This is a genomic window from Bacillus sp. SSR7, from assembly GCF_055902415.1.
Genome location: NZ_JBVVXV010000001.1, coordinates 682,224 through 703,279, shown reverse-complemented (window position 1 = coordinate 703,279; position 21,056 = coordinate 682,224). Strand labels below are relative to the sequence as shown.

Sequence of the window (21,056 nt, the reverse complement as noted above, 5' to 3'; positions counted from 1 at the left end):
TTGTATAAAAATAAGGGTCTCTAATCATTTTTCTTATATTGTTTTTCAACACCTTTTTCATGAAACTGAGTAAAAAGTAAAGTTTGGAAGGACTATGAATGTGTTATTAATGAAAGAAAAAGATTGTGTTATGGTAACGAATGGACCGCAACTTTACCGCACGGAGAACATACATTTCGTATGTAAGTGAAATGTCATGAGGGGAATTATATTTTATTATGAAAAAAATTTTCTTTTTAAAACTTGATTAAAGAAAAAATATTTTATATACTAATTCATGTAAACGGTTTACTAAATCGTATTTTGCTAGAAACGAAGGGAAGATTCGCATGGAAACAAGGGGGAGAGTAATCGGGATTGATATCGGTACCACAAGTACAAAAACGGTTGTGTTCACAGAAAAAGGAAAAGTCATTGCATCACATGCAGTCGATTATCCAATTATACAACCGAACGTCGGATGGGCTGAGCAAGATCCTGATGTAATATGTGCTGCTGTTTATAAAACTGTAAGCGTTGCCATCAAAAAGGGTAATGTATTACCAGAAGATATTTCTTCAATCGGTATTAGTACAGCAATGCACGCATTAATTGCAGTAGATGAAAATGGTGCGCCGTTAACGCACTCTATTATTTGGGCAGATAATCGTAGTACAAAACAAGCAGAAAAATTATTACAACATATGAATGGACATGAAATTTATAGACGTACAGGTACACCAATTCATCCAATGTCCCCACTATCTAAATTACTATGGATGAAAGAAGAGGAACCAAAATTATATAAAAGTGCTTATAAATTTATTTCTATTAAAGAGTATGTTATTTACCAATTGTTTTCACGCTATGTAGTTGATTATTCCATTGCTTCTGCTACAGGGTTATTCAATTTAGAAACGTTAAATTGGGATGTTGATGTGCTGGAAATGTTAAATATTTCTTCAGAACAATTATCAACTCCAGTACCAACTACATATATTTTATCGGGTATGAAACGAGAATTAGCACAAAAGATGGGTATTCGTGAAGATACTCCAGTTGTTATTGGTGCAAGTGATGGTGTTCTTGCGAATGTAGGCGTTGGGGCCATATCGCCTGGATCAGCTGCAATTACGATTGGAACAAGTGGTGCAGTTCGAACAATTTCATCTAATGTTAATACAGATGAAAAAGGAAGAACGTTTTGTTATGCATTAACAGACGAGCACTGGGTGATCGGCGGACCAACGAATAACGGTGGCATATTACTGAGATGGTTACGTGATGAATTTGGTAGCCCAGAACAAGAAGTTGCAAGAAAACTTGGCATTGATCCGTATGATTTATTAATTAAATATGCGGAAAGTGTACCAGCTGGAGCAGGTGGATTGCTATTTTTACCTTTCTTATCTGGAGAACGTGCACCTTACTGGAATGCAAATGCTCGTGGTACATTCTTCGGAATTAATCTTCAGCATAAACGAGAACATTTTATTCGTGCAGTCATGGAAGGGGTTTGTATGAGCGTATATTCTGTTGCACTCGCAATCAGGGATTGTACAGGGCCACTTACTGAAATACGCGTTTCAGGAGGATTTGCGAAATCTGCATTTTGGAGACAAATGTTATCCGATATGATGGGGAAAGAATTGCTTGTTCCTGAAAGTCATGAAGCATCTGCGCTTGGGGCAGCGGCAGTTGCTTTATATGCTGTGGGAAAAATTGATTCTCTTGAAGAGGTTAAGGATTGGATTGATATTGTTCATCACCATGTACCGAATAAAGAAAATACGGCTATATATTTAGAAATGTTTTATATGTATGAACGACTTTACAATCGCTTGAAAGAAGAATTTGATTGTATAGCTGCTTTCCAACGTAAACAATAGGGGGATTGGGAGAAATGGTAGTTGGAATCGTACTAGCGGCAGTTGTCATACTACTTTTACTTATTACGGTAGTAAAATGGCATCCGTTTGTCGCGTTAATTTTAACAGCAATTGGTGTAGGGCTAGCAATGGGAATGCCATTGATTGGAACTTCACCAAAAGATCCAGGGATTATTGATTCTATTAAACTAGGGCTTGGTAATACGTTAGGATTTTTAGCGATAGTTTTAGCATTAGGAACGATGATTGGAAAAATGATGGCCGAATCTGGTGGTGCTGAACGAATTGCTAACACATTAATTGATCGTTTTGGGAAGAAACGTGTTCACTGGGCAATGATGTTTGTTGCATTTTTAGTAGGGATTCCGGTATTTTTCCAAGTTGGATTTGTACTACTAATTCCATTGGTATTTACAATTGCATTAGAAACAGGGGTATCACTTATTACAATCGGTATTCCACTAGTAGCAGGATTATCCGTTGTACACGGACTAGTGCCGCCGCATCCAGCAGCGATGGCAGCGGTAGGTATTTTTAAAGCAGATGTAGGGAAGACAATTTTATATGCGTTAATTGTCGGACTTCCAACTGCAATTATTTCAGGTCCACTTTATGGAAAATGGATTGGTGCTCGTATACATAAGGAAGTACCATTAGATATAGCGGAGCAATTTGTTGAAAAAGATAATAAAAAAGAGCTTCCTAGCTTTGGGAATACATTGTTTACAATTTTACTTCCAGTATTTCTTATGCTTGGTGCATCAATAGCGGAAGTTGCATTAAATAAAACGAGTCAACTAGCACAAGTATTACACTTTATTGGAGATCCGATTGTCGCCTTATTAATTGCAACCATTTACTCTTTCTTTAGTCTTGGATATGCAAAAGGTTTCTCAAAAGATAAAGTATTACAATTTACAAATGATTGCCTTGGTCCAATTGCAAACATATTGTTAGTGATTGGTGCAGGCGGCGCATTTAATAAAGTATTATTAGATTCTGGAATTGGAACGACAATTGCAGATATGGCGAAAGAATCGCATATTTCACCGATATTATTAGGGTGGGGAATTGCGGCACTAATTCGAATCGCAACTGGATCGGCAACTGTTTCTATGATGACAGCAGCTGGTATTGTTGCGCCGATTGCAGCAAGTACACCAGGTGTAAATGTTGAATTGTTAGCACTTGCAACTGGTGCAGGGTCATTAATTTTATCACACGTGAATGATTCAGGATTTTGGATGATTAAAGAGTATTTCGGAATGACTGTGAAAGAAACGTTATTAACATGGACTGCAATGGAGACTATACTATCTGTAGTAGCACTTGGACTCATTTCGTTATTAAATATATTTGTATAGAATGGGAGATTGATTAATATGAAACTAGGTTTAATTGGATTAGGAAAAATGGGGTTCCCATTAGCGGAACATTTATATGAGGACAAGCATGAAGTAGTTGTATATGACGTAAATAAAGAACTTGTTGAAAAAGCGGATAAATTAGGTATCACTGCTCGCCATTCATTAAAAGAAATGATTGCTGAACTAGAAGCTCCTCGTACAATTTGGGTAATGGTACCTGCAGGGGAAGTAGTTGAGTCAGTATTAAAAGAAGTTTATCCATTATTAGAGGAAGGCGATATCGTTATTGAAGGCGGAAATTCATTCTATAAAGATACGTTACGCCGTGCCGAAGAAGCGAAAAGCTTTGGTTTACATTACGTAGATATCGGAACATCGGGCGGTGTAGAAGGAGCTAGATATGGTGCTTGCTTAATGGTTGGTGGAGAAAAAGAAATTTATGATCAATTAGAACCTTTATTTAAAGATTTAGCAGTAGAGAATGGTTATTCTTATGCTGGCCGCGTTGGTAGTGGTCATTTCTTAAAAATGGTACATAACGGTATTGAATACGGAATGATGCAAGCAATCGCTGAAGGATTTGAAGTGTTAGATAAAAGTGATTTTGATTTTAATTATGAAGATGTTGCAAAAGTATGGGCGAACGGATCTGTTATCCGCGGATGGTTAATGGATTTAACTGAAAAAGCATTTGCAGAAGATCCTAAACTTGATGGCATTAAAGGTGTAATGAACTCTTCAGGAGAAGGAAAATGGACTGTTGAAACTGCACTTGAACTGCAAGCTGCAGCACCAGTAATCGCTATGTCATTATTTATGCGCTATCGTTCTCAAGAAGATGATACATTCCATGGAAAAGTAGTTTCAGCACTACGTAATCAGTTCGGTGGACATGAAGTTGTGAAAAAATAAGGATGTTTTTGAAAAGAAACTTGTGCATAAGCGCAAGTTTCTTTTTTTTATAGTGTTAGAAAGCTCTAATTTAAAAATACCAATCAACCAGTGTTTATCTGTACTGGTTGTATCAAATATAAAGCGCTGCATGAAATATGTCCCAACATAAAAATAAGAATAAATAAAATGAAGTTTTCATAAATAGTAAAAGGATGGTTATGTCATCAGTGTAGCTAAGAAATGATGTTACATATGAAAAGAGCGTGTTAATAAAATATGAGGTGGTTAAATGGGAAATGAGCAAGTGAAGAATGCAGGGGAAGAAAAAAAGTTATGTCTTTGTATGATTGTTAAAAACGAGTCTAGGATTATGGAAAGATGTTTAAATGCTACGAAATCAATTGTAGATTTTGTTTCTATTTGTGATACTGGCTCAACTGATCATACACCTGAAATTATTGAAAATTGGTGTAAAGAAAATGAAATTCCTGGAACAGTTCATCATGAACCATTTCAAAACTTCGGTTATAACAGAAGTTTAGCTGTTTCGTTGGCGCAAAAAACATATCCAGAAGCAGATTATTTATTAATATTAGATGCAGATATGATATTAGAAGTGGATCCTGAGTTTGATAAGACTAGTTTAACGGAAGACCATTATCTTACATTACAATATGATATTCATATTAAGTATTGGCTTACACGGCTTTTAAAAGCGTCTTTACCATGGAAATCAGTTGGTGTTACTCATGAGTATTGGGATATAGATCGTTCCAAAGTTGGAGAGAATTACAATACGAGAGTAGCTAGGCTAGAGACGCTTGTCGTTAATGACCCTGGTGATGGTGGGAGTAAAGCGGATAAATTTGAAAGAGATGAGAGGCTGTTGTTACAAGGGTTGAGTGATCCAGAAACTACGCCAGATTTGCATATAAGATATTTATTTTATTTAGCCCAAACTTATTTTCATTTAAGTCAATTTGAAGATTCGATTAAATGGTATAAAAAACGAGTGGAAGCAGGGGGATGGGTTGAAGAGGTATTCTATTCGTTATTGCGAATAGGATTTTGTTATGAACAATTAGCAACTCGTTCAGCAAATAAACAACTTGAAGTAACAGAAGCGGATGAAAAAGAAAATGCTAAGAAACAAGAAGAGCAATATACAGCATTAGCTGTTCTTTATTTTCAAAAAGCGTGGGAATATAGACCAACTAGGGCTGAGCCGTTATATCAACTTGCAAGAATGTATCGATTAAAATCTCAAAATAACATTGCTTTGATGTATGCCCTGCAAGGGAAGGAAGTTCCTTTTCCAAAAAATGATCTTCTATTTGTAGATTATCATGTATATGATTACTTATTTGACTATGAGATTTCTATAAGTGCTTTTTATATACCACATAAAAAACATTTAGGTGCAGTGTCACAAAAATTTTTGGAATCGAAAAAAGATGAGTTACCGTTGCATATAGCAAATATGGTAGAAAGTAATGCGAAATTTTATTAAATACAATTTCAGTTAAAGGAGTAGTGGAGTAATAATGGAATTAATACGATGGGCGCTAGAGCTAGGAGAATCTGTGCATGGAAATACGTATGAAGAATTGTTGCCACTACTAGATTATTATTATGATCGTGATCATTTAAAAGCGTATTGTATCGCAAATCTTCTGTTAAACATGGACGTATCAGATGAACATCAGCAAAGAATCGAATTAAGAAGGTGCATTGCTGCTTATTATGCTGGACTATATAAAGTAGCAAAAAAACATGCAAAGGATCTTTTACTGAAATATCCGGATGTGGATTTATATAAGAATAATTTAAGGCTAATGGAAGCTTATTTGAATAAAGAATATGATTATTGTCTGTTTATATGCCCAAAGACGTATGGTAGTTTTATAGATGTTGCGCGAGCTTTGAAATGGCGATTGGAGCAAGAGGGAAATACAGCAATCATATCAGAAACAATACTAGAAAATGTGGGAAATACAATTGTTTTTGGAGCGCATACATATGCACATAGCCCACATCTCCTTCCGAAAAATGCAATTATTTATAATTTAGAACAGCTATATGAAGGAAGCCCTTATACGCATCCTCTTTATTTAATGTTATTAAAAGATAAGGAAATTTGGGATTATAGTAAACAAAATATAGAATGGTTAAAACAAAGAGGAGTAGGAAAAGAAATAAAACATGTAGGCATGAACTATGCACCAACTTTAGAAATAAAAAAAGATGCATTTGATGAAGAATTAACTGAAGACATTGATATATTGTTTATAGGTGCTCTTAACCCAAGACGGCAAGCTATATTGGATCAATTAAAAGTCGTTGCCCCGAATTTAAATATTGTTTTTAAAAATAATGCGTGGGGAATTGTTAGAAATGAGTTAATTGCCAGATCTAAAATTATATTAAATATCCACTTTTACTTATCTGGTATTCTTGAAACTCCTCGAGTTTCTTATGCAGTGGCAAATAAGAAATTTATTATTTCGGAAAATAGCAACCCAGAGGACGAAATAGATTGGCCGGGAATTGTATTTACTCCGTATGAAAAAATAATAGAAAATATTATGAAATATATAGCATTGCCAGAAGAACGTATCAAATTAGCAGAAAAAGCGTATAACCATTTTGAAGCTAAAAGAAGCAATGGCATACTGAGCAATAAAGAGAAAGAAAAGTAAATGTGAAAAACTCATACTTTCGTATGAGTTCTTTTTTCGTCTATCATACTATTTTATTAAGCTAGTTCGCTCTTTATATTGTGTTTTGTATAGAAATTTCTGATAATATATAAGTATAACTTGAAAACAAAGGGGAGAAATAATGATGAAACTAGTTGTTATTAACGGTACACCAAGAAAATTCGGTAGAACTCGTGTGGTGGCAAAATATATTGCTGACCAATTTGAAGGGGAGTTATTCGATTTAGCAGTAGAAGAACTACCCTTATATAATGGGGAAGAATCACAACGTGAATTAGAAGCGGTAAAAAAATTAAAGGCGTTAGTGAAAAACGCAGACGGCGTAGTGCTATGTACACCTGAATATCATAATGCAATGAGTGGGGCGTTGAAAAATTCGCTAGATTACTTAAGTAGTAGTGAATTTGTTCATAAACCTGTCGCATTACTTGCAGTTGCAGGAGGCGGTAAAGGTGGAATTAACGCATTAAACAGTATGCGTACTGTTGCTAGAGGGGTATACGCCAATGCCATCCCAAAACAAGTTGTGCTTGATGGACTTCATGTACAAGACGGTGAACTGGGTGAAGATGCAAAACCATTAATTCATGATTTAGTTAAAGAATTAAAAGCATATATGGGCGTATATAAAGAGGTGAAAAAGCAACTAGGAGTGGAGTGATATGTCCTCACTTTATCAGGATTCTCGCTTGTATTACATTCTAGGGGCCAATAGTCTATCTGCTATTGGTTCTGGAATTGTTATGATAACAATTCCTTGGCTGTTAATTAAAGAGAGTGGGGGAGAGACAACGTTTGGTTATGTTTCTATCATTGCAACCCTCATTATGTTTTTATTAACACCATTCATTGGGCAAAGTATTGATCGTTTTTCAAGAAAATCTTTATTGCTATGTAACGAAGGAATTGGAATAGCCGTAATCGGGATAATGGTTATATGGGGATTTGCTGGGCAACCCTATCAATCTATTCACTATATTCTTATTTATATAGCCGGATCATTTTACTATTTATTATTTTACCCTACAATATTTGCGTTCAACCAAGAGATATTTCAAGCAGAACATTATAAAAGTTTAAGTGGAACGATGGAAATACAAGGACAGTTAACACAAGTTATTTCTGGAGCGGCCGCAAGCTTCTTAATTGAAATTGTATCTTTGAAGTGGATTTTGTTAGTAGACATGTTAACTTTTGCTGGAGCATTTTTTCTTTTCTTATGTATACCGTACGTAAAGAAAAAAGAAGTGAAAAGAAAAATAACATTTAAGAAGCAATTGTTTGAAGGAATTCACTTTATGAAAAAACGTCCTAAGCTCTTTTGGTTCTTACTGGCCACTTATATGCCGTTTATAGGTGTTATGATGGCAAATTATTTAATACCCGTGTATATTTCGGATATACTCAAAGCCAATGCCTCTGTATACGCAATAGAGGGCACGATGTACGGTGTCGGAGCGATTGTTGCAGGAATCTGTATTCCACTTATAATGAAATATGTCAAAACAGAAGTTTCAATCGTTATGACGATGTTCATTTATGTAATTTCAATTACCGCAATGATTATTGAACCTTCCGTAATGTTGTTATATGGACTAGCGATTTTTCATGCGATTGGAAATGCGGGGACAAGAGTGGCGAGAAATGTATTGATGATGGAGGAAATTCCAAACGAAGTAATGGGACGTGTAGACAGCTTATTTCGATTAATTGGTACAGGGATACGAATCGTATTATTAATGCTGTTTACAGCTGGTGTATCTAAAGCTGGGGTAATGCTCCCGTTTTACGTATTAAGCTGTATATTGACCTTCTCATTAGGAATCGCTATTTATTATGTACTATCACAACGTAAAGTAGCGGCGAATGTTTCTAATAAATCAATCGTTTGAAAAAACACTTCTGCCTCCCTTTCTTTTTTTATATAATAAAAAGAAAGGGAGTGAAAACTTATTTATGAACAAATGGATATTACTTATCATCTTATTATTACCACCACTATACATTCTTTATATGACCTTTCGAATGAAGAAAGTTGCTCGTGAAAAGTTGAGCCATCACTCTCCGTACCTTCTTATACTGGGTGCAAAGTTATTTGGTGATAGACCGTCTTTATCTCTTCAAAATCGTTTAGATGTAGCGCTGGAATATTTATATTCTCATCCTGAGGTAAAAGTAATTGTTTCAGGCGGCCAAGGGGAAGATGAAGATATACCGGAAGCTCACAGTATGAGAAACTATTTAATAGTACATGGTATAGATGAGAGTCGTATTTTAATAGAAGACCAATCTACAAATACGTATGAGAATGTAAAGTTTAGTATGGATTTATATGAGGTGAAACATGCGGTAGTTGTAAGTAATACGTATCATTTATATAGAACGAAAATAATTGCGAAACGTTTAGGCATGAAGATGGAGGCACTAGCTGCTGAAACGCCAATGCGCTCTAAGAGAAAAATGTATGTGCGTGAATATGCCGCTATAATGAAAACAATATTGTTAGACCGTTAGAGCTCAAATGTGAGCTCTTTTTTTGTTGAATAATGCGTATCATTTGAAATGAATTCCATATTCCAGCAAAATAAAGGAAACAACGATAAAGGAGTTGTATTTGTGATTCAGTTTAATCAAGTGTCAAAATCATATGAAGATGGCACAAAAGCAGTGGATTCATTGCATTTAGAAATTAAAAAGGGAGAATTTTTCGTCCTTATTGGTCCGAGTGGTTGCGGGAAAACAACGACAATGAAAATGATTAATCGTTTAATTGAAACGACAGAAGGCTCAATTTTAATCGATGGAAAAGATATTCAAGAATACAATATTAATGAATTACGCTGGGATATAGGGTACGTATTGCAGCAAATCGCTTTGTTTCCACATATGACAATTGCTGAAAATATTGCAGTTGTTCCTGAAATGAGAAAGTGGAGCAAAGAAAAAATAAAAGCTCGTGTCGATGAGTTGCTCCAGATGGTCGGGCTAGATCCAGACGTATATCGCGATCGCATGCCTGATGAATTATCAGGTGGGCAAAAGCAGCGTATTGGTGTCGTACGGGCATTAGCCGCAAATCCGAAAATCGTTCTTATGGATGAACCATTTAGTGCACTAGATCCATTAAGTAGAGAACAGCTTCAGAAAGATATAGTGCAATTGCAAAAGAAGATTCAAAAAACAATTGTATTCGTAACACATGATATGCAAGAAGCATTATCACTTGGAGATCGCATTTGTATTATGAAAGAAGGAAAAGTTGTTCAATTAGATACGCCAGAAGAAATTATACGTAACCCAAAAAATGAATTTGTAGAAGAGTTCATTGGAAATCGTGGGCGACCTTGGTATGAGGGGAAAAGTATAGAAGATGTATTGCCACTTGATGAAAGTATGCGGATAGAAGGGGAAGCACTATCATTACATTCTTCTTTACAAGAAGCATTAGTTCGCCTGCGAGCTGATGCAGTCGTTCCAGTTGAAGAAAATGGTCGATATGTTGGAGCTTTAACAAGTCGTCATATTGTCAATTATATTGTTGAACAAATGAAGGAAAGAGGCTAAACAGTGACTGATTTTATACAAACGTTTCAAGAACGAAAAATAGAATTACTAACTGCATTAAGTGAGCATTTACAAATATCGCTTATTTCATTATTTTTTGCAGTAATTATTGCGGTACCGCTTGGCATTTTATTAACGAGAAAAGAACGAATGGCTGAGTTTATTATAGGAACTTCTGCAGTTATGCAGACAGTGCCATCACTTGCATTACTCGGATTATTAATTCCGTTAGTAGGAATCGGAAAACTGCCAGCCATTATTGCATTAGTTGTGTATGCACTATTACCTATTTTACGCAATACATATACAGGAATACGGGAGTTAGATGAATCTTTAATCGAAGCAGCGAAAGCTATGGGGATGAATAGCTGGAGAAGACTGTGGAAGGTAGAGCTTCCTCTTGCTTTACCAATTATTATGGCCGGTATTCGTACGGCAATGGTATTAATTGTTGGAACGGCTACATTAGCAGCGCTTATAGGGGCTGGTGGTCTCGGTAAACTCATATTACTTGGTATCGATCGGAATGATCATGCACTTATCATTTTAGGGGCCGTACCAGCCGCGTTACTCGCTTTATTCTTTGATGTAGTACTTCGAGTGCTTGAGAGGCCAAAACGCTCGTCTAAGCGTGTTATATTGACGATATGTATTGTTTGTATAATGGTTGCTTCTCCATTTCTTTGGAATACAGAAAAGAAAGATATTGTTATTGCGGGCAAACTTGGATCAGAACCTGAAATTTTAATTCAAATGTATAAGCAACTTATCGAACAAGATACCGATTTACACGTACAATTAAAACCAGGTCTTGGAAAAACAGCATTTGTATTTGAAGCGTTGAAATCAGGAGAAGTAGATATATACCCTGAGTTTTCGGGAACAGCTTTATCTACTTTTGTGAAAGAAGAGCCAAAAAGTACAAATCGGGATGAAGTATATGAACAGGCTCGCGTTGGAATGGAACAGAAATATAATATGGTTATGTTGAAGCCGATGGAGTATAACAATACATATGCACTAGCTATGCCGAAAAAAATAGCAGATCAAAATAATATAAGTACAATTTCTGATTTAGGAAAAATTGCACAGAATGCGAAAGTAGGATTCACATTAGAATTTGCTGATCGTGAAGACGGTTATAAAGGAATGCAAAAATTATATAACTATAAGTTTTCAAATGTGAAAACGATGGAACCCAAATTACGTTACAGTGCAATTCAATCAGGGGATGTGAATGTAATTGATGCATACTCAACAGATAGTGAATTGGAACAATACGGACTTAAAGTGCTAAAAGATGATAAAGGGTTATTTCCACCATACCAAGGTGCACCTTTATTAAGAAAAGAGACGTTACAAAAATATCCTGAACTTGAAAAAGTATTAAATAAATTATCTGGAAAGATTACAGATGAAGAAATGCGAAAAATGAATTATGAAGTAAATGTAAATGGTAAAAGTAGTGAAGAAGTAGCGAAACAATTTTTACAAAAAGAGAACTTACTTCGTTAAATTTACAAGAAATATACAAATTTATATGTATGAAATGACCGTTCATTACAAAATGAACGGTTTTTTTGTGCATACTTATACATTTTTTCAAAAAAGTATTCCATTTTTCTTCATTTTCTTTTAGAATAAGTAATGTTTTCCTGAAAAAATATAAGAGAAGCGTCTATTAGAGAAAAAGGTGACTTTAATAGTTGAACGAACCTAACACCTAGAATGACAGATGGGGTGGTACAAATAGAAAAGAAGTTAGGTTTTTTTCCATTAATTGCATTAGTAGTTGGAACAATGGTTGGTGGCGGTGTTTTTAGTTTACCGCATGACTTAGCAGTAGGAGCAAATAGTGGCTCTATAATAATTGGCTGGTGTATTACAGCGATGGGAATGATTCCACTCGCGCTCGTATATCAAACGTTAGCAAGAAAAAAACCAGAGCTTGAGGGCGGAATTTATAGTTATGCACGTGCTGGTTTCGGTGAATATATTGGATTTAACAGTGCTTGGGGATACTGGCTAGCAGGAATTTTAGGAAACGTTGCAACAATCATGTTACTGTTTAGTACATTAGGCTATTTCTTCCCAATTTTTAAAGGTGGAAATAGTGTTGCGTCTATCGTAGGAGCATCACTTTTATTATGGACACTTCATTTTCTAATTTTATTTGGAATTCGTGAAGCATCTATTATGAATGTTATTGCAACGATAGGGAAATTAGTTCCAATCGTATTATTTATTGTTGTAATGGTAACAGCGTTTCGCTGGGATACATTTACACATGATTTTTGGGGAGAAGGAACTATTTCAGTTTCCTCTATACTTGGTCAAGTGAAAAATACAATGCTTGTAACTCTTTGGGTCTTCATCGGGGTTGAAGGAGCGGTAGTATTATCTGGAAGAGCGAAAAATAGTCGAGACGTCGGTAAAGCGACAGTATTAGGACTTATTTTAGTAATGTCTATTTATATTTTAATTTCTGTCTTGTCAATGGGAGCGATGACAAGAGGAGAGCTTTCTGTTTTAGAAACGCCGTCAATGGGACATGTATTAGAACATGTTGTTGGGACGTGGGGCGCAGTTGCGATTAACATTGGGTTAGTTGCTTCACTTGTAGGTACATTAATAGGTTGGTTTTTACTTGTTTCTGAAATTTCCCATGTAGCAGGAAAAGATGGCGTGTTTCCGAAAGTCTTTACGAAAACAAATAAAAAACAAACGCCGCATATGGCATTATGGATCTCAAATGGCGTTGCCCAAGTTATATTTATAATCGTTCTGTTTTCAGAGTCAACATATCAAATTATGTATTTCATAGCGTCAACATCAATTTTAGTACCATATTTATTATCAGCGTTATTCCAATTCAAATTAGTAATTACAAATGAACTAAAAGATGCAAAAGTGAAAAATGGTTCGCTAGCTTTAATTGCTTCGCTTTACTCTGTATGGCTTATTTATGCAGCTGGTTTGAAGAATTTATTGCTCGTTTCAATCGTATACGGGATTGGGATCATTGTTTATGTGTATGCAAGAAAAGAAAAAGGAAATCGTTGTTTTACTGGTATAGAGAGATATGTAATGTGGGCAATTGTAGTAGCAGCTGTTACATCTCTTTATATGTTATTGACTGGAAATATAAAAATGTAAAAGTCCTTTTCATTTAAAGGGCTTTTTTCTTTGTCTATAGAATATCTAATACATAAGATATTCAGGAGGGATGAAAATGGAAGAAAAAGAACAGTTGAACAGAATTGTTGATTTAGCGAGTGAAGTAAGGAAGGTATTAGTGCAAGAATCTTTTTTTAATCATCATCCTGAACTGCGAGGAGTGATTGAAAATTTAGCGAGTGCTGTAGAGAATTTGGCGGAATTACAGCAAAATAAAGATGAAAACGCTGAAGATCGTTTACGATATGTACTTGCTAAAATGAAAATTGCTCATAATGCCATCTTACAAGAGAAAAACGCATTTCCATCTCATTAATATACGATTTCATTTTGAACCTGGCGGATAACGTCAGGTTTTTTGTTTCTAGTTTTGCGTTTCTTTCATACACTAAGAATAGTATGAAAAAAAGAAGGTGATGAAGGTGAAATTACATAAAGCTCTTCAGCCAAGTTTTATAAAACGAATGTACTATATGAGGTTTATTGGGAAGTTTACAAAAGCAGAGAGTGAGAAGAGTGGAGAGAATTTCTTTGTACAATGCCTATCGCCAATACCATTCACATTGCAAGAGCAATTGAAAAATGAACCATATGTATTTGAAGGTTTATGTAGCAATAAAAAGAATGAAAAAGTCTTTTCGGAATTAAAGAAAAGAAAACTAGAAAAGCAATTGGTTATGTTTCGTCTTTATTATGAAAGAGGACATATATACGTGGAGTTAATTTGTACAGAAGAACCGCGAGAAATAGCAAACGGTTATAAAATGATTCCAGTACCTAAAGTTTCCGATTATAAAAAGGGAGAGTCTTTAGAAAGAAAACTTAGTAATGGTTATTTGTCATTTCTAATGCCAAAATATCCGAAAGACTTTGAGCCTCCTGAGTTATTGTGGCATGAGGGAAGGTTATATGGAAATATATCTTTAAAGTCATCGTCAATTAGTTCAATCGCATATTTTGAACAACAGCGGGAATGTAAATATATAGAACTGAATGATTGGATGAAGTATGTAGAAATAGCGGTAGAAGATCAATTATATTTTGTAAGCAATCATGTGTATGAGCAATTAAAAAAACGAATAACTGAAGAAGGTAAGCTTGTAGAGGTAGAGGAAATAAAAGTGCAAAAGGATGAATGGGAATGGGATGAGCGTGAATCCGTCTTTTTACAGTATGTGAAAAGTTTTGTACGTAATAAAGGACTATATTTGGATGAAACAGATATTTATAACTTTCATATAAGTACAAAAACAAATATGTTGACGATTCTGGGTGGTATACCAGGCGCTGGAAAATCCCGTTTTGTGCAAGCTTATGCAGAAGCACTTGGATTACAATACGGGGAAGAATTGGTTTGGATTCCGATTTCGCCATCGTATCAAGAACCACATGATTTACTTGGTTACCTTCACCCAAATGGTACTTTTATTGAAAGTGAAACAAAATTAGTTAGGGCGTTAATGAAGGCAAAAGAAAATCAAAATCAGTTGTATATAATCGTTTTTGATGAAATGAATATGTCACATATTGAGCATTGGTTTACTCCATTTCTATCTGTTCTTCAACTTGAAAAGCAAAATCGTATTTTAAATTTATATGAAGGTGTGCAAGAAAAAGAAAATCCAATTCCGCCAACAATTGAAATTGGAGAAAATATTATATTTGTTGGTACTGTGAATTTTGATGAAACAACGAAGGAGCTCTCAGATCGATTATTAGATCGGACGAATGTAATAACTTTACGAAAGATTCCGTTTTGTGAGATGTGTATGGAGCAAGAGAAAGTTGTATTACAACCACCTCTGAAAGTAACTGCAGGAGAATTTCGCATAAATTGGGTCAGGAATAAAACGATGATCGAGGTGTTTTCTGAAGAAGAGTTAGAGCTATTAGATAAGTTACATGGTGTATTGTCATCACACGATACGTCAAAGGGAATTTCTTTTCGATGTGCAAATGCAATTGCTACTTATTTGCAAAATATACCGTTCCAAAATAATCATTCTTATATGATTAGTAGAGAAGAAGGGTTTGATTTACAAATAAAGCAACGTGTATTGACGAAAATAAGAGGGACTGAAATGATGGTTGGGTCTTTACTTTCAGAGGAAGTAAAAAGGGGTGCAACATTGGTACCTCTTTTGCAATCTCCACTTGCAAACAGAGTATCTACATTTGAACACTCTATAGCATATATAAGAGAAAAGTGTAGAGAACTGGAGTTGTATGGCTATGCAAAATGATGGGCGATATGAAACAGAAATCGTTGATACGAAAGAAACGCTTCCTTTTGTATTAAAGTTAATTATTGGAACGGAGTCAAAAGGAGAATATATTTTATTAAATCGTCTTTGTACATCTGCAACAGCATTAGTTCAATGTATTTATAAAGTGCAAGAATTAAAACCAATTAGATTGCAATACCATTATGAAAGCCCAATGAATATTACTTTTATATGGAATAAAGTATATGAGGGACAGAAAAATATAAAAGAGACAAAATATGAAATAAATGAAAAAAAACAAAAGGTATTAATATATGAACATGGGAAAACGGAATTCTTTTATCCATGGCGTTGTGGTTTATATCATTTTGAGGTGAATATAGAAGAACGAACGTACTATGGTGCTTTTCAAGTCGTCCCAAAAAACTTTTTTGATGATCAATTTGAAATGATTCAAAACTATGTGAAGTCAATTTTAAATGAGTTGATTTTAGATAGAGGTTATTATAAAAAGACTTTCTCTGCTCTTAGTGATATTGAAGATTCTTCTTATTTAGTGTTACTTAGAAAGTTGCCACAAAAAATGAAAAAGATAAAGCAAATTTTTAAGAAAATAGAATCGAGTTCAAAATTTATACATGAATATAAATGGGAAGAAAAGGAGCGGAAAGCAACGAGGAAAGGAGCGGTAGTGGCGGAAAGAAAACCGTATGCAAAATATTATAATCGTAAGTTTATCGAACAAAAAAATAGTATGGAAAATGAATTTCTTAAATTTAAAGCGATGCAATTTTATCTTTATTTACTTGAAGCTAAAAGTTTTTTGCGTCAAACAATTGAAATATTAGAACGAGCAAAAAAGAAGAAATCAGAAGAATTTCAAGCTGTAAAAACGATTATACAAACAATTGAGCGTAATGGATCAGTGACCGATAGAGAGAAACAAAAATATAAAAATATACATTTACTAAAAGAGGCAGATTTACGAAAAAGTTCTATGAAGATACAAGAATATAAAATTTTAGCTCATTTTGTACATGATAGTGTACAATATTTTCAAACTTTAATGCATTCTCCATTTTGGAGAGAAGTTTCTGAAACGGGTAAGATGAACTCACATAATCTACCGATACCACATCAACAATTACTACAGCATTTAGATTTACTTCCACAATATACAGATCAATCTCCATCTTTATTATTTGTTTATAAACCAACTTTTTTAGTGTATGAATATTACGCTTTTTTTATCGTTATTTCCATGTTAGAGCAAATGGGTTTTGAAGCTAGAAATTCCATTCGTGAACAAATACAAGAGCATTTTTATGTAGATGGATTACAAGATGGAACGACAGTAGTTTTACATCGAGGTGATATGAAAGTCCAAGTCGCATTTAATGATTTAATTGAAACACATCCCCTTATTGCATTAAGTAAAGGGAGTAATTTTTATAATGGAGAAGACACGAAGAAGCCAGATATTCGATTAGACTGTTATGTAAAGGAGGAAGAGAAATACGTATATCAATCTTCTATTATTATTGAAGTGAAGTATAGCCCAATGTACAATATTTTTCAGCACGTTGGCAATACGAAAGCAACTGAGCAAATGTATAAGTACTGGTCTATAAAATTTGTAGAAGAACAGGATGGAAAGCGAATCTATCATCGAAGGGCCATTTATGAAGTCATTTGTGTATATCCAGGAAGTCATATGCATAGTAAAAAAATTGAGTCTGGATGCGGTGTGTTCTTGCAATTATATCCATATAAAACGAAACAAGGAGAAGAGAAATTAGCGGGGAAACATGGAATGGTACAAATTTTTGAGAAGTGGTTAAAAAGCATGAAGAAGTAAAAGAAATCCTTTTTTATAAAGGATTTTTTTAGATTAAGAAGAATTATATGCAGTATGGAAGACAGCTTCATATGATATGAATTTGCAAGTGATAGAAATATATTTTGAGAAGAACGGTACATGAGGGATAAAAGAAGATTATGATGGAATTTAATTTATTTTGCAGAATATAATAAGGCGTAAATGTTTTTAGTTGCATACGAAGATTTGTTCTTATATGATAGATAGTGAAAGCGTTATCAAAAACAGAGCGGCGATGGGAAAGGCGGGGAAATATGTTCCAGCGTGTTCAAACAAAGGAAGAACATTTTTGGTTCGAGCAACTATGGGGAGATTTTTGTGAAGAAAGAAACTTAATGTTCGTAGAACGTAATTTAAATCCATCACGATTTTTATTAATAGAAGATGAACATCATATCGGTACAGTAGAATGTATTAAGTATACGGTACCAGAACAATCAAATTCTGAGTTTTTCTATCCGTTTTCTAAAAATGATTTAGTGAAAGATTTGCAAAATGTATATGAAATAGGCAAGTTAAGTATCGCGAAAACGTCTCGTGGGAGAGGACACTTCAAAAGACTAACAGCTATTTTATTTATGCATGCATTAGAAACGAAAGCAGAATGGTATATCGCAGCGGTTACAAAAAGAATGTATATGTATTTATTAACACTCGGTTTCCCAATTGAACCGATAGATAAGCCATTTCAGTTTCATGATACTTTACAAGGTGTACCAGTACGAATTCATGCCCGAAAAGGGGCTACGCATTTGTATTCTTTAAAAGAATTTCGAGATGTAATTCAAGGAAATGCCCATGCACAGGCATTAATCGCAGAATACAGTAAGAATATTATGTTAACTAAATAAAACGAAATGAATATGTATAATAAAGAGAATGCGATTTTAAAATGAAATCATTCTTCATGAAAAAGACCCTTATTATTTTAATAAGGGTCTAAAAATTATAATCCAAATATACTAAAAATCATTTTACGGCGCTTCGGTTTCTTTTCACGTTCATATATTGGTTTTGTATCGGGAGTAATATATATTGGTTCTTCTTTCTTGAGGGTAGCTTCTAGTTTTTGAATTCGCTCTAACATTTCCTCCATTTCACGGCGATGTTGTAAAAGTTGGTACGTAACAACATCATTTGCCTTATCTTGCATTTGTTCTTCCATGCGATCTAGTCTTCTCGTAATTGTGTTTAATTGAGCGGTTAATTGCTCAAAATCATGTGATGATATGTTTTGAACAATTGTATTTACTTGAGTTTTCAATTCTTCAACATCATTTGATGATGTTTTTTGAGTAGGGTGAGTGTTTTGGGACTGCTCAATTTGTGAAAGATGGTATTCTAACATTTGATCTAAATCATCTTGTGTAAAAATAAAGTGACCATATTTATTTTTTTTTATAGTAAGATTTAATTGTTGTGCAATCCGGACAACAGCCTTTGGGCTAACACCTAATTTTTTTGCGATAAATGGTGTTTTATATTCCAAAATAATCCCTCCTATATATATCCTGTTGAATGATTTCGATCTATGAAGTAAGTTCCCTTCCAGTGTGACAAAAGAAGTGTGGAATCGGCAAAGAAAGTGTTTTTTCACGAAATGAAGCTAGGAAGAATATATCGTGAATATAAAAACTTTTATCCCGCTTTAACGGGTAGTAAGACCCCCACCTCAAAATTCAGCGAAAAGAAGTAAGGTGGGGGATGAAGAAAATCCCCACTGATTAAAGTTTCACTTTATCTTAAGATTTAGAATCATTTGACTGAGGGGAATGAATTAGATTATCATAATGATAAATATCTTTTTTATGTATGCATATAATATATAAAAAGGTGGTTGCTAATGTAGAATTTTGTTAGAGTATTAGAATGCTTACTTCACTTGAATAAAATTAAGTAGGAGGTGGCTTCCTTGCTTACAATGTAAGTAAGGAAAAGTATTTGGACATATATAGTATAAGTATAGTGATTGTTTTAATTGCCTTAACGGCATTTTTCGTTGCAGCAGAATTTGCAATTGTTAAAGTGCGAAGTTCACGAATTGACTATTTAATTGCAGAAGGAAGTAATCGCGCAACATCTGTCAAAACAGTCATTACAAACTTAGACGAATATTTATCTGCTTGTCAGCTAGGAATAACAGTTACAGCATTGGGAATTGGGTGGTTTGGTAAACCTGCGTTAAAGCAAATGTTTGATACACTTTTTTTGAATTTGAACATTTCCACTCAACTAGCAGACATTTTTGCTGTAATTTTAGTGTTTTTGTTTATTACATTTTTACATGTTGTAATAGGGGAATTGGCCCCAAAAACATTTGCGATTCAAAAAGCTGAACAGGTGAGTTTATTTGTTGCTAAACCGTTAATTTTCTTTTATCGTATAGCGTTTCCATTTATTTGGATCCTAAATGGATCAGCCCGAATGATTACGAAGTTGCTAGGACTGAAACCACCGAAAGGGCACGATGAAGTTCATTCAGAAGAAGAATTACGGTTATTAGTTTCAGAAAGTTACAAAAACGGAGAGATTAATCAGTCTGAATATAAATATGTAAATAAAATCTTTGAATTTGATGATCGTATAGCAAAAGAGATAATGGTACCCCGAACTGAGATGCATATCATAAGTAAAGAAATGCCTGCTGAAGAAGCGTTGCAAAAAATGTCTCAGGAAAAATATACGAGATATCCAGTTGTTGATGGCGACAAAGATCACGTAATAGGCTTTGTGAATTTTAAAGATATCTTCACAGATTTTGTGCAGCATAATGCGGTTAGTAATAAGAAAGTGGAGCAATATATTAGGCCGATTATTTTAGTTATCGACTCCATCCCAATACACGACTTATTTTTAAAAATGCAAAAAGAAAGAACACATATTGCTATATTGATAGATGAATATGGTGGTACGTCTGGACTTGTTACTGTTGAAGACATTTTAGAAGAAATAGTTGGAGATATTCAAGATGAGTTTGATACAGATGAACAGCCAGAAATTCAACAAGTTAGTGAAACGAAAACAATACTAGAGGGAAAAGTACTTGTTAGTGAAGTAAATACGTTATTAGGTTTAACGATTGATGATAATGGTGTTGACACAATAGGTGGATGGATTTTAACGAAGAATATAGAAATTGCTGAAGAGGATTTCATTGAAATCGAAAATTATAAGTTTTGCGTGAAAGAATTAGACGGACACTATATAAAGAGACTAGAAGTTACAAAAACTGTAGAATCAATTGTTATTTTAGAAGATGAACAACAAATTTCATTACAAGAACAAATTAGTTCGTAGACTCTGCTAGATGGCAGAGTTTTTTTGAGCATAATGTTTTTTGCAGAATAAGGGCTATGTTACAA

The 21,056-nt window shown here is 34.3% G+C and carries 17 protein-coding genes; 16 read left to right on the top strand and 1 reads right to left on the bottom strand.

The window, feature by feature from the left end:
- Nucleotides 1-329 precede the first annotated feature (329 nt).
- From gntK to AC0NJG_RS03400, 15 genes are all read left to right on the top strand, one after another.
- Nucleotides 330-1,868 (top strand): gluconokinase, encoded by a 1,539-nt coding sequence (gene gntK, locus AC0NJG_RS03470; protein WP_087952426.1) that lies wholly within the window; start codon nucleotides 330-332, stop codon nucleotides 1,866-1,868.
- 14 nt (nucleotides 1,869-1,882) lie between these two features.
- Nucleotides 1,883-3,232, top strand: a complete 1,350-nt coding sequence (locus AC0NJG_RS03465) for a GntP family permease (protein ID WP_474062844.1) — start codon at nucleotides 1,883-1,885, stop codon at nucleotides 3,230-3,232.
- 18 nt (nucleotides 3,233-3,250) lie between these two features.
- Nucleotides 3,251-4,147, top strand: coding sequence for a phosphogluconate dehydrogenase (NAD(+)-dependent, decarboxylating) (gene gnd / locus AC0NJG_RS03460; RefSeq protein WP_000765989.1), 897 nt, complete (start codon nucleotides 3,251-3,253; stop codon nucleotides 4,145-4,147).
- A gap of 271 nt (nucleotides 4,148-4,418) precedes the next feature.
- A complete protein-coding gene (locus AC0NJG_RS03455) occupies nucleotides 4,419-5,639 on the top strand; it encodes a tetratricopeptide repeat-containing glycosyltransferase (protein ID WP_087952428.1) in 1,221 nt (406 codons plus the stop codon).
- Between the two features lie 34 nt (nucleotides 5,640-5,673).
- A complete protein-coding gene (locus AC0NJG_RS03450) occupies nucleotides 5,674-6,828 on the top strand; it encodes a CgeB family protein (protein WP_474062843.1) in 1,155 nt (384 codons plus the stop codon).
- A gap of 145 nt (nucleotides 6,829-6,973) precedes the next feature.
- The gene (locus AC0NJG_RS03445; RefSeq protein ID WP_014893779.1) at nucleotides 6,974-7,510 is read left to right on the top strand and encodes an NADPH-dependent FMN reductase; all 537 of its coding nucleotides are present in this window, start codon (nucleotides 6,974-6,976) and stop codon (nucleotides 7,508-7,510) included.
- Between the two features lies 1 nt (nucleotide 7,511).
- Complete coding sequence (locus tag AC0NJG_RS03440) at nucleotides 7,512-8,741, top strand: MFS transporter (protein WP_474062842.1); 1,230 nt, start codon at nucleotides 7,512-7,514, stop codon at nucleotides 8,739-8,741.
- A gap of 64 nt (nucleotides 8,742-8,805) precedes the next feature.
- Nucleotides 8,806-9,363 carry a YdcF family protein gene (locus AC0NJG_RS03435; protein ID WP_474062841.1) on the top strand — a complete coding sequence of 186 codons (558 nt, stop codon included), beginning with the start codon at nucleotides 8,806-8,808 and terminating at the stop codon, nucleotides 9,361-9,363.
- A gap of 102 nt (nucleotides 9,364-9,465) precedes the next feature.
- Nucleotides 9,466-10,413, top strand: coding sequence for an ABC transporter ATP-binding protein (locus tag AC0NJG_RS03430; protein ID WP_087994829.1), 948 nt, complete (start codon nucleotides 9,466-9,468; stop codon nucleotides 10,411-10,413).
- Between the two features lie 3 nt (nucleotides 10,414-10,416).
- Entirely contained in the window at nucleotides 10,417-11,928 is a 1,512-nt protein-coding gene (locus AC0NJG_RS03425) for an ABC transporter permease/substrate-binding protein (RefSeq protein ID WP_073530205.1), read from the top strand.
- Between the two features lie 213 nt (nucleotides 11,929-12,141).
- The gene (gene arcD / locus AC0NJG_RS03420) at nucleotides 12,142-13,569 is read left to right on the top strand and encodes an arginine-ornithine antiporter (protein ID WP_000129463.1); all 1,428 of its coding nucleotides are present in this window, start codon (nucleotides 12,142-12,144) and stop codon (nucleotides 13,567-13,569) included.
- Nucleotides 13,570-13,645: 76 nt separating this feature from the next.
- A complete protein-coding gene (locus tag AC0NJG_RS03415; RefSeq protein WP_029438147.1) occupies nucleotides 13,646-13,906 on the top strand; it encodes a hypothetical protein in 261 nt (86 codons plus the stop codon).
- Between the two features lie 106 nt (nucleotides 13,907-14,012).
- Nucleotides 14,013-15,833 (top strand): AAA family ATPase, encoded by a 1,821-nt coding sequence (locus AC0NJG_RS03410; RefSeq protein WP_474062840.1) that lies wholly within the window; start codon nucleotides 14,013-14,015, stop codon nucleotides 15,831-15,833.
- Entirely contained in the window at nucleotides 15,823-17,673 is a 1,851-nt protein-coding gene (locus tag AC0NJG_RS03405) for a hypothetical protein (RefSeq protein WP_087952433.1), read from the top strand. Before AC0NJG_RS03410 ends, AC0NJG_RS03405 begins: the two co-directional genes overlap by 11 nt.
- Nucleotides 17,674-17,948: 275 nt before the next feature.
- Nucleotides 17,949-18,545: a hypothetical protein gene (locus AC0NJG_RS03400; RefSeq protein ID WP_000487803.1), complete on the top strand. Its 597-nt coding sequence runs from the start codon at nucleotides 17,949-17,951 to the stop codon at nucleotides 18,543-18,545.
- Between the two features lie 95 nt (nucleotides 18,546-18,640).
- Here AC0NJG_RS03400 and racA read toward each other — a convergent pair whose 3' ends face one another.
- A complete protein-coding gene (gene racA, locus AC0NJG_RS03395) occupies nucleotides 18,641-19,183 on the bottom strand; it encodes a chromosome-anchoring protein RacA (RefSeq protein WP_087952434.1) in 543 nt (180 codons plus the stop codon).
- Nucleotides 19,184-19,635: 452 nt separating this feature from the next.
- Here racA and AC0NJG_RS03390 point away from each other — a divergent pair, with 452 nt between their 5' ends.
- Nucleotides 19,636-20,991 (top strand): hemolysin family protein, encoded by a 1,356-nt coding sequence (locus AC0NJG_RS03390; protein ID WP_087952435.1) that lies wholly within the window; start codon nucleotides 19,636-19,638, stop codon nucleotides 20,989-20,991.
- The last annotated feature ends 65 nt before the right edge of the window (nucleotides 20,992-21,056 follow it).